Origin of the sequence: Pseudoalteromonas sp. G4 (assembly GCF_028875915.1) — a bacterium.
Classification (GTDB): Bacteria; Pseudomonadota; Gammaproteobacteria; order Enterobacterales; family Alteromonadaceae; genus Pseudoalteromonas.
Window position 1 is genome coordinate 25,611 of the sequence record NZ_JAPEHW010000039.1, and the last position, 10,282, is coordinate 35,892.

12 protein-coding genes are annotated in these 10,282 nt (G+C 40.8%); 5 read left to right on the forward strand and 7 right to left on the reverse strand.

The genetic code is table 11. The features are described 5' to 3' along the window. Positions 1 to 437: 437 nt before the first annotated feature. Positions 438 to 1,820: an aminotransferase-like domain-containing protein gene (locus ON073_RS12350; RefSeq protein WP_274762180.1), complete on the reverse strand. Its 1,383-nt coding sequence runs from the start codon at positions 1,818 to 1,820 to the stop codon at positions 438 to 440. Between the two features lie 92 nt (positions 1,821 to 1,912). On the opposite strand from ON073_RS12350, the gene ON073_RS12355 reads away from it, so the two are divergent. Together ON073_RS12355 and ON073_RS12360 are read left to right on the forward strand one after the other, a co-directional pair. Continuing rightward, positions 1,913 to 2,518: a LysE family translocator gene (locus tag ON073_RS12355; protein WP_274762181.1), complete on the forward strand. Its 606-nt coding sequence runs from the start codon at positions 1,913 to 1,915 to the stop codon at positions 2,516 to 2,518. Between the two features lie 12 nt (positions 2,519 to 2,530). Then, positions 2,531 to 2,950 carry a GNAT family N-acetyltransferase gene (locus ON073_RS12360; RefSeq protein ID WP_274762182.1) on the forward strand — a complete coding sequence of 140 codons (420 nt, stop codon included), beginning with the start codon at positions 2,531 to 2,533 and terminating at the stop codon, positions 2,948 to 2,950. On the opposite strand, the gene ON073_RS12365 is transcribed toward ON073_RS12360, so the two are convergent. Further along, entirely contained in the window at positions 2,947 to 3,819 is an 873-nt protein-coding gene (locus ON073_RS12365) for a LysR family transcriptional regulator (RefSeq protein ID WP_274762183.1), read from the reverse strand. The genes ON073_RS12360 and ON073_RS12365 overlap by 4 nt on opposite strands. Positions 3,820 to 3,925: 106 nt before the next feature. On the opposite strand from ON073_RS12365, the gene maoP reads away from it, so the two are divergent. Further along, positions 3,926 to 4,270 (forward strand): DUF413 domain-containing protein, encoded by a 345-nt coding sequence (gene maoP / locus ON073_RS12370; RefSeq protein ID WP_274762184.1) that lies wholly within the window; start codon positions 3,926 to 3,928, stop codon positions 4,268 to 4,270. Next, a complete protein-coding gene (locus ON073_RS12375; protein WP_274762185.1) occupies positions 4,270 to 5,241 on the forward strand; it encodes an ATP-grasp domain-containing protein in 972 nt (323 codons plus the stop codon). Before maoP ends, ON073_RS12375 begins: the two co-directional genes overlap by 1 nt. Positions 5,242 to 5,266: 25 nt before the next feature. Here ON073_RS12375 and ON073_RS12380 read toward each other — a convergent pair whose 3' ends face one another. From ON073_RS12380 to proB, 5 genes are all read right to left on the reverse strand, one after another. Continuing rightward, entirely contained in the window at positions 5,267 to 5,638 is a 372-nt protein-coding gene (locus ON073_RS12380; RefSeq protein WP_274762186.1) for a hypothetical protein, read from the reverse strand. A gap of 109 nt (positions 5,639 to 5,747) precedes the next feature. Further along, positions 5,748 to 6,119: a glutaredoxin family protein gene (locus ON073_RS12385; RefSeq protein WP_274762187.1), complete on the reverse strand. Its 372-nt coding sequence runs from the start codon at positions 6,117 to 6,119 to the stop codon at positions 5,748 to 5,750. An 80-nt stretch (positions 6,120 to 6,199) separates the two neighbouring features. Further along, on the reverse strand, positions 6,200 to 6,676 hold the full coding sequence (locus ON073_RS12390) for a methyltransferase family protein (RefSeq protein ID WP_274762188.1): 477 nt from the start codon (positions 6,674 to 6,676) through the stop codon (positions 6,200 to 6,202). Beyond that, positions 6,654 to 7,889: a glutamate-5-semialdehyde dehydrogenase gene (locus ON073_RS12395; protein ID WP_274762189.1), complete on the reverse strand. Its 1,236-nt coding sequence runs from the start codon at positions 7,887 to 7,889 to the stop codon at positions 6,654 to 6,656. Before ON073_RS12395 ends, ON073_RS12390 begins: the two co-directional genes overlap by 23 nt. Further along, positions 7,886 to 9,007, reverse strand: a complete 1,122-nt coding sequence (gene proB / locus ON073_RS12400) for a glutamate 5-kinase (RefSeq protein ID WP_274762190.1) — start codon at positions 9,005 to 9,007, stop codon at positions 7,886 to 7,888. Before proB ends, ON073_RS12395 begins: the two co-directional genes overlap by 4 nt. Positions 9,008 to 9,257: 250 nt before the next feature. Between proB and ON073_RS12405 the strand changes: the two genes are divergently transcribed. Continuing rightward, complete coding sequence (locus ON073_RS12405; RefSeq protein ID WP_274762191.1) at positions 9,258 to 10,178, forward strand: DMT family transporter; 921 nt, start codon at positions 9,258 to 9,260, stop codon at positions 10,176 to 10,178. The last annotated feature ends 104 nt before the right edge of the window (positions 10,179 to 10,282 follow it).

Consider the following 10,282-nt stretch of genomic DNA (forward strand, 5'->3'; position numbering starts at 1 on the left):
ATAAATCGATAGCGATAAAATTGGCGAAAAGATAGCATACCACGGCTATTTTTCGAAGTGTCAGTATGAACTTTTATACTTAAATAATGAAATATTAAGCTTTAGAGTATCAACCCCTTTGAGCATTAAGAGTTATTTATTAATTGCTTACTTTGTCAATGCTTAAGTGTTTAACAACAATAAAGTAAAATAATGTATAACCTAACCAAGAAAACCACAATGTTAGAAAGAACCAAATTATCTTGTGATATGAAAAGGCCTTATCAGATCGCAATACTAAATAAATTGGGATTGCCCAGAGTAAGGTAAACATCACCAACATTGGGAAAGTACCATCAAAGCGAGACATATTTAACTCCATTTAAGACTCTTTAAAATATTAAAAATAAGGTAATTAAAAAATAAAAGCTATATTTAAGAGCAATCAGTTTACGCCTTTAAATTACCACTTCGATACCACCATCACGATGCCGTAGCACTTGATCAACCCGAGCAAGACCAAGTTCAAATGCTTGTCGTGAGCTGGGACCACCCAAAGTAAATCTAAGTGCATTGCAATTCGTGTTGCCATTACGTGTGAATACATCAACGGTTCGCACAATTACGCGATTTGCTTTTAATTGATTTGCCAGTGAGAACATATTGATATGATCAGGCAGTGGTAAATACACATTTAAGCCCGAAAACACTGCCGCTAAGCCATGTTTTTCAAAAAGCGCTCGCAGTAAGTTGATACGCGCTCTTACTTCATCTGCGAGCTGTAATTGGTTACGTTTAAATTCATCATCATGTAATGCAAGTGCTAACAACTCAAAATTCATCATAGATACTGACCAACACTGACTATGAATTTGCTTAAGCACGGCTTGCTGCCACAAAAATGGCGCAATTAAGTACCCTGCCCGCAGGCCACCAGCAAAGTATTTTGAAAAGCTACCAATATAAAACACTCTGTCGTTGGCGGTTTGCCAAAGCGGTAAACGCCAGTTTTCAGGCAAACAATAGTTAACGTCATCTTCAAGAATAAAAAAGTTGTAACGCTGACTGAGTTCAAGTAGTCCATCTAGCGTTGCTTGGTCATAGCGAATATTGGTGGGGTTTTGGCAGTTTGGCGTTATGTAAATCGCTTTTATCTTATGCGACTTACAATAAGCCTCAAAGGCATTTAAATCGATACCTGCGGGCGTAAGGGCAATCGGTTTAGTATTTAAACCGAGTGAATCACATGCTTGATAAAATCCCGGATAACACATTTCCTCATGAAGCACCGTATCACCAGATTGGCACAATGCAGCAAGCACACTATAAATCGCTTGCTGAGCACCTTGGCAAAAAATCAGTTCCTGCTTGCCAATTTGCAATCCTTTATCGTTTAACCAAGCTTTAAACGTACCTTGTAGTTCATCGCTGCCATTGAGTTTGTAGCGCAAAATATCTGTCAGCGCAGAGGCGTTATTTGCTAGCTTGCGCATTTGCTCGGCCAATACATTTTGCTGCCCCATAAGCGGCATCATGCTCGATGAAAAATCGGTATCGTCTAATTCATCCAAATGAACTGACTGTGCTTTTATAAACGTGCCTGCCCCAAGTTTTGCCGTAGCAATGCCGCGTTTAACGAGTAAATCATAGGCGCGCGTAACCGTGCCATGAGTCACACCAAGGTGATCGGCCAAAATTCGTTGCGCTGGCAATTTTTGTTCAGCAGAAATTACCCCAGATTGAGCGACACGCTCAATTAAACCTGCAAGCGCTTGATATTTTGAACTTAATTTGCAGAGCTTTTGGTACTCCGCCACATCTGGTAACCAAATTGTATTCATAACAATATTTTAATTGATCCTTTTTAACCAATATGCCATTGCTAACAATATAAATAAACATGAAATTGTATTGATACAATTGGAGAATCAAAATGGAAAGTAGCACAGTATTATCATTATTGCCTGCACTTATATTATTTAGCATTAGTGCCACACTCACACCTGGGCCAAATAATATTCTGCTCGCCTACTCAGGGGCGAATTTTGGTTTTCGTAAAACACTACCGCATATTGTGGGCATTCGTATCGGCATGACGTGTATGCATTTAGCTATGTTGCTTGGCCTTGGCAAGCTGTTTGAACAGTATCCAATGCTGCATCAAGTATTAAGTATATTTGCTGCCAGCTACATTATTTATTTAGCGATTAAAATTGCTCGCGGTAAGCCAAATAGCAGCAACAGTAACGCATCTCCCATGACCTTTAGCCAAGCAGCGCTATTTCAACTGGTGAACCCTAAATCATGGGCAATGTTACTCACTCTAGTAACCGCACTTACTTTACCCAATGAACAGTACTGGCCGTCAGCCTTGCTAGGCGTAATCGTATTTAACTTAGCGACCTTGCCCTGCTCGTTTTTTTGGGTTGCTGTTGGTCGTTTCCTAAATGGCTTTTTACAAAATCCACAAAAGCTAAAGCGTTTTAATTTGGTTATGGCGAGTCTGTTACTACTGACATTACCACTTATCTTTTATTAAGGAGTAAACAATATGAAGGTGTACCACACAATTGATGAGCATGATTTTGAACACATTCACCAGTTTTTATCGCTTCATGCATATTGGTGTTTAAATATTCCAAAGCACATACTAAAAACGGCATTAAGCAACTCATTATGCTTTGTTGTAAAAAGTGATGAAGATGAACTACTCGCATTTGCACGGGTGGTCAGTGACTATGCGACATTTGCAAATCTACTCGATGTCTTTGTTTTACCAAATAACCGAGGCTTGGGAGTTGGTAAAGCGCTCATTAAAGCCATTGTTGAACATCCTAAGTTACAAGGATTAAGACGTTTCACCTTAGCTACTAAAGATGCTCATGGGCTGTATCAACAATTTGGCTTTAAAGCGCCTAAATTCCCAGACGCAAATATGGAAATCTATTTACCCAATATTTATCAAGATTAAGGCACAATAATAGTGGGTGCTTCAGGTTCTTCTTTACCTAACATGCGGCGAATAGCATGCAATTTTTGCGCATGCTCGTTCTCTTTGTGATACGCAATATACACATCACGCTTAAACTCAGGTAATGCATCTAATCGATGCAATGAGCCTTGCTCAATGAAGGGCTCTACGAGGACATCTGGTAAATATGCCATGCCGCCGCACTGCAGCATTAAATCAAGTGCGATACGTGCCGTACTTGTTCGCATTAATGGAGTTGCCATGCCCTTAAGCTCTTTACCATGCCATGCGGTGAAATTAGTGCCCCAATCAACACGAATATAACGGGTTACATCACTTGGGCTAGCAATTGGCTCGCTTGACGTTGATACTGGGATTAATGCGAATGTATGCAACAGTTCAATTTTCAATTCTTCTGCTTTGGGAGGATCAAAAATGATTGCAATATCAAGCGAACGTTCCAGTAACTGCCGGGTTATTTGCTCTCGTGCTAATATTTCAGCGACTAGGCTAACATCCGGTTGAGACGCGTAAATCTTTGAAATTGCGTCATGAATATAGGTGTCCCACGTATTTGGCGTACCTGCAATTGAAATTTGCGTAACCTGTTCAACTGATAACGCCACATCTTGTTTAGCCATGCGCAGTGTTTGCATCATCACTTCAGCGTGTGAAACAAAACGCTCTCCTGCAGCGGTTAATTGAATATTGTTGCGATTGCGTATAAATAATTCAACGCCAAAATACTGCTCAAGTTGACGAATTCTCGAACTTACAGCAGCTTGCGTTAAATATAAATTTTCAGCAGCCTTACCAAAATGGCGACAATCTTTTACTTCAATGAAAGTTTTAATTAATTCAATATCCAAAACGGTATCTCTTATCGTGACGATAAAATTTTATTGTTGTACTTAGCAAACATAATTCACGCATACTCCGCCAAAATGGGCAAAGTTGTCAACATGAGAATATCACATGGATTTATTACATGGTTTTGTAAAAACAAGCAATTTCTATGATGACCTGAATTTTCCACAAGGATTTAACCGTAGCGGCCACTTTACAATTCAAGAAGCAGAATTGTTAACTGCCGTTGGTAAGCGATTATTTCAACTAGAGCATCAGCTTGCAGAGCCTCAAAATCATACTGAGCAAAACTTTTTAACTATGTGCCAAACTAAACGCGAGGCAGAAACGCGTATCGAAAGTTTGTGGCACAAATATAAGTCAGTAACACAAGGAAGAAAAATTCATACACTTACAGGCAGTATGCCTGTAAGTGTTGGCAACACTATTAATGAATTAGAAGGTAATTATTAGTGCGTGGTTGGATAATTTACAAACACAATGACTTGCTACTCCGTCAAGAAGCATATGAAATTAATCGCTTAGTTGAAGTCGCAAAAGAAGAAAACATCGATCTTCAAGTTTTCTCGCCAGATCAGTTTGATCTTACGGTTACCCGTGATGATGAAAAAAGTATTTTGATCGATGGTGAGCGTCAGAAACTGCCTGATTTTGTAATGCCGCGTATGGGTGCTGGTACAACGTACTTTACCCTTGCTGTTGTTCGTCACTTAGAGCGACTAGGTGTGTATTGCGTAAACAGCTCGCATTCAATTGAAGTTGTAAAAGATAAATTATTTGCTCAACAAATTTTAGCTGAGAAAAACTTACCAACACCCGATACCATGCTAGTTAAGTTCCCTGTAAATGTGGCGCTAGTTGAAAAACAAATTGGTTTTCCTGTAGTAGTTAAAACCCTTTCGGGTTCACAAGGCAGTGGGGTATTTCTATCAAAATCCCCTGGTGAATTTGATGACTTAATGCAGCTAATTGAAGCAACAAGTCCAAAAGCCAACATTATTCTTCAGCAATTTGTCAAAGCCAGTCACGGCCGTGATTTACGTGTATTTACCATAGGTGGACGCGCAATTGCCTGTATGGAACGAAATTCAAATGGCGAAAACTTTAAAGCCAATGTAAGTGCCGGCGGCGTGGGCAAGCTTTACCCAATCACCCCAGAGATAGAATGGCTAGCAACGCAAACTGCTAATGTATTAGGTTTAGATGTTGCTGGTATCGATTTATTATTTGATCAAGAACACTTTAAAATCTGTGAAGCCAACTCATCGCCAGGTTTTGAAGGGTTAGAAAGCGCTGTTGATATTGATGTACCACGTGAAATCTTCCACTTTATTCGTATTCGCTTAGGAATTTTTGATAAAGCGGCTGCGAAAAAAACAGTAAAAGCACCTACTGCTAAATCAACTAAAGAAAGTAACGACTAACTTTCAGCTTAATAATAAAACGCAGCTACGGCTGCGTTTTTTGTTTGTTCGAAAAGTATTTTTGAAATTGTGTTGGTAACTTGCAATTTTTGCTCGAGTTACGTTCGCTATCACAGTCGAGCGCAGCAACTTTCATTACCTTGCTATCAGCCATTGGCACTATGTACTTTTCGCAGCGCGCTGCTTTTTTTACATAACCTTCAATACAGCGCCAGCTACCTTTACCATCATCTATGGCAAACTCAGGTAGCCCATTACTCACACATTTTCCATAGCGCCAATCTTTACCAATTGGACATACACAACCACCACCAACTAACGATGCATCCATGGTTTTGCCACATTGTTTAGCGAACACGCTAACAGGCAATACTAACAGTAAGAGCAACCACTTCATTTATCTCTCCATGATAAAAACAAACACTGTATATCATATACAACTAAAGAGAAACAAAAAAACGCAGCCGAAGCTGCGTTTTGTAAAACTCTTTACTACTTATTGAAAATTAAGCAGCTTTATTGGCTACTTCATTTTCTAAAAAGGCAATAATATCGTTCGACTCATATAGCCATGTTACTTTGTCGTCTTGCTCAATACGCAAGCACGGCACTTTTACTTTACCGCCCTCTGCTGCAAGTGTTTCACGGTGAATACCTTCGGCTTTTGCATCACGTAACTCAATATTTAAGCTATTGCGCTTCATTGCACGGCGTACTTTTACGCAAAACGGGCACGCTTTAAATTGATACAAGCTTAGGTTTTGGGTTTTTGCGTCAATTTCAGCCTGTAGCTGCGCATCACGCTTAACACCACGTGGTGTTGTAATAAAATCAAAAAATAAAATAATGCGGCCTAATAGCCAACGAACAAACTTCATACAACCTCCAATCAATTTGGCGGCATTCTACTGTAAATATTGGAACGAATAAAGATTAGCCCTAAGCTTGTTTTACTTATTTATAACCAACGGCGGACGTTTGTTTTGTAACGTGTAAACTGATCACCAAAGCACTCGGTTAACGCGGCTTCTTCTGGTTTAATTTGAAAGCGCTCAATAAACAATACAAATACCAAAACACCTAAAAGGCTTAACCAACTGCCAAGTAAAATAGCAAAGCCTAAAATCGCTACAGCCATACCTAAATACATTGGGTTTCGCGTGTATTGAAAAATACCGCTTGTAACTAAGCAGGTAGCGGTTTCGGGTTTAAGTGGGTTTACTGTGGTACTCGCTTTGCGAAATGAAATAACACCAGCAAGGGCAATCGCTACTCCAAGCAAAACGGCGATTACAAACAGTTTAAAATTAAGTGTGCGAATAATCTCAAATGTGAATTCAGCGTCTGACACTAAATACATGCCCAGCATACAAAACAATCCCACCACAGGGGGTGGGATTTTATTATTGAGTTTATTGGCGAATGAGGTAATCACCCTCACCTACCCATTTATATGTAGTTAATGCCTCTAAGCCCATAGGCCCGCGTGCATGCAGTTTCTGTGTTGATACTGCAACTTCAGCACCTAAGCCAAACTGCGAGCCATCAGTAAAGCGCGTGCTCGCATTTACATACACCGCCGCAGAATTTACCGCTGCAACAAACTTATTGGTGTTACTTAAACTCTCAGACAAAATACCATCTGAGTGACCTGATGAATGCTCACGAATATGCATTATCGCTTGGTTAATATCATCAACCACTTTAATACCAAGCGTTAGGCTTAGCCATTCTTTGCTGTACTCATCATCAGCAATTTGGCTAACGCGCTCACTCAGCGCAGCTGCTCGTTCGCAGCCTTTAAGCGTCACTTGTTCTAAACGCTTTGCTAATAATGGCACTAACTGCTTTGCAATTGATTCATCCATAAGCACGGTATCAAGCGCATTGCACACACTTGGGCGCTGTACTTTGGCGTTTTCAATAACATCCAATGCTTTTTGCAAATCAGCAGAAGCATCAACGTATAAATGACAAATACCAATACCGCCAGTGATCACCGGAATTGTGCTGTTTTCCACGCATACTTTTTGCAGCGTATCGCCACCGCGCGGAATAATCATATCGATGTACTTATCTTGCTTTAAAAGCTCAAGTACTAAGGCGCGATCTGGGTTGGTAATTAATTGCACTGCGTCCTTATTAATGCCCGCATCAACAAGTGCTTTACCAATTAATTCAACTAAGTAAGTGTTGGTATTAAGTGTTTCTTTACCGCCGCGTAAAATACTGGCATTACCGGTTTTTAAACATAAACAGGCAATGTCTAAAGTTACATTGGGGCGCGCCTCATAAATAACGCCTACCACACCTAATGGCACAATTTGTTTTTTTAAGCGCAGGCCATTTTCAAGCGCTCTGCCATCATATTCACCGCCAACTGGGTCATCCATTGCAATTAAGCTTTGAATATCATTGGCTATGCCTAAAATGCGTTCTTTATTTAATAATAAACGATCAAGTAAGGCCTCGGTTAAGCCATTTTCTTTACCTGCGTTAATATCGCGCTGGTTCACTTGTTCGATTTGTTCGGCATTTTCTAAAATGATGGAACGAATATTTTCTAATGCTGTATTTTTCTGTGCTGTTGTCGCCACAGCGAGATCAAAACTTGCTAACTTTGCCTGCTGTGCTAATTGCGTAATCACGTTAATCCTCCAAAAAGTACTAAATCATCGCGGTGAATCACCACCGCCCCATAGTCGTAACCGAGCAATTGATTGATTTGCTCGGAATGTTGCCCTTTTATCTGGGCCAGATCGCTTGATGAATAACGACAAATGCCCCGTGCTATTTGCGCCCCATTTTGGTCGCATAATTTCACCATGGCACCGCGTTCAAATTCACCAAGCACATCACTCAAGCCTTTTGCTAACAAGCTTGATCCTGAGTGTTTCATAGCGCGAACAGCGCCGTCATCTAATATTAGCTCACCGCTTGCTGGCGGCCCTGCCATTAACCACTGTTTACGGCTTTCGGTCACTGACGCTGTTGCTACAAAACGTGTGCCAACATCTTTGCCAAGTGCCGCATCTACAATTACATTGTTTTTATGGCCTGCGGCAATAATCACTTCAACACCTGCTCGGCACGCAATATCGGCTGCTTGCAGTTTAGTTGCCATGCCGCCGGTGCCTAAATGCGTACCCGAGCCGCCTGCCAATGCTTTTAAATTAGCGTCAATTTTATCGACCAAGTTAATCAACTTGGCATCTGGGTTAGCGCGCGGATCGGCGGTAAATAATCCCGGCTGATCCGTCAGTAACAACAATTTATCGGCCTTAGCGAGAATGGCAGCCAAAGCCGATAAATTATCATTATCCCCAACTTTAATTTCTTGTGTTGCCACCGCATCATTTTCATTAATGATCGGCACAATATCGTGTTTAATCAGCGCTTTTAACGTATCGCGTGCATTTAAATAGCGCTCACGGTCGTCTAAATCTGCGCGCGTTAACAACATTTGCCCCACATGCATACCGTATAAGTTAAATAAGGTTTGCCATGTATGGATCAAGTGGCTTTGGCCAACGGCTGCAAGCATTTGTTTATTGTTCACATTGCTTAAGTCGCAACTTAAATGTAAATGCTCTTTGCCCGCGGCAACCGCACCGCTCGAAACCAAAATAATTTTATGCCCTTTCTTTTTTAATTGGGCACACTGGCGCACTAATTCAACCATATGCGCTTTATCTAACGTAAAACTGCCACCGGTTAATACACTTGTACCCAGTTTTACTACGATTGTTTTTTTCCCGTCACTCATTCCCAGTACCAAATACCTCAGGCAACAACCTTTGTTATATCAAAGCTGAGAAAATCAACAAGGGTAAAATGGCCTCACACAAAAAAATATCATGCAAACAATCAATTCAACCAAATTTAAACAAGAAAAGCTAATCGATAGCAGCATAAAATTTTGCGTTTTTATGATCCGCTATTCTTTGGTCGAGACTTATCGCACAGTGCTTATTACCCTGTTAAAATTCACCGCCCCTTTAATTTGAGTAGTCACTATGCCCGCTAGTTTATGTTTGCTTATCGCCACTTTTTTGTGGGGAAGCTCGTTTATTGCCTTAAAGTATGCCATTGATTTATACCACCCTGCGGTAGTCATTTTTTTACGCATGCTCACCACATTCACTTTGTGCTTAATGCTTTGGCGCTATGTGAAAAAGTTTAATTACCAACAAGGTGATTGGAAGTACCTACTCGGCATGTCACTTGCTGAACCCTGTTTGTACTTTTTATTTGAAGGCTACGCCCTTGAATATACCTCTGCCAGCCAAGCCGGCGTCATTGTGAGCTGCTTTCCACTTATCGTAGCGATTTTGGCGTTTTTTATGCTGAAAGAGTATTTATCGAAATCCATCATTACCGGATTTGTTTTTTGTATTGTCGGGGGGATTACGTTAACCCTTGTATCGCCCGATACCAGCGCCGCACCCAACCCAATTTTAGGTAACTTTTTAGAGTTTTTAGCCATGGTGTGCGCCGCCATTTATGCGGTGTGTGTAAAACATTTGGCTCACCGCTATTCGCCACTTAGTTTAATTGCCTTGCAAGGCATTAGCGGCACCTTATTCTTCGCGCCCTTTTTGTTTTTTGTTGAATTACCAAGTGAAATGTCGCTCGAAGGCATTGCTGCCATTATCTATTTAGGCTCGTTTGTAACCTTGGGTGGCTACGGTATGTACAACTATGCCATTTCAAAAGTATCGGTATTAACTGCGGCCGCGTTTTCAAACCTTATTCCCGTATTCACCTTGTTACTTGCGTCATTACTTCTTCATGAGTTCTTAACGTGGCAACAATGGCTCGCCATTGGCTGTGTATTTATTGGGGTTGTTATTGCCCAGCGCCATAAGCCAAAACCACACGAGGATATGGAGCCGCAAATGGATACCATGCCGGTAGAGGTTGGGAGTGAGAGGTAGTTTTTATTTTTAGCAGTTACTTTTACTTTTGAGTGGCTGCTAAATTGTGCCTCCATGCGTTTCGAAAAAGCCCATCCTTGGGCTTTATGTTACTTTTCTTTGCT

Coding starts and splice junctions, on each gene's coding strand:
- ON073_RS12350 (WP_274762180.1), bottom strand. CDS start 1,820: ATGAATACAATTTGGTTACCAGATGTGGCGGAGTACCAAAAGCTCTGC.
- ON073_RS12355 (WP_274762181.1), top strand. CDS start 1,913: ATGGAAAGTAGCACAGTATTATCATTATTGCCTGCACTTATATTATTT.
- ON073_RS12360 (WP_274762182.1), top strand. CDS start 2,531: ATGAAGGTGTACCACACAATTGATGAGCATGATTTTGAACACATTCAC.
- maoP (WP_274762184.1), top strand. CDS start 3,926: ATGGATTTATTACATGGTTTTGTAAAAACAAGCAATTTCTATGATGAC.
- ON073_RS12380 (WP_274762186.1), bottom strand. CDS start 5,638: ATGAAGTGGTTGCTCTTACTGTTAGTATTGCCTGTTAGCGTGTTCGCT.
- ON073_RS12385 (WP_274762187.1), bottom strand. CDS start 6,119: ATGAAGTTTGTTCGTTGGCTATTAGGCCGCATTATTTTATTTTTTGAT.
- proB (WP_274762190.1), bottom strand. CDS start 9,007: ATGAGTGACGGGAAAAAAACAATCGTAGTAAAACTGGGTACAAGTGTA.
- ON073_RS12405 (WP_274762191.1), top strand. CDS start 9,258: ATGCCCGCTAGTTTATGTTTGCTTATCGCCACTTTTTTGTGGGGAAGC.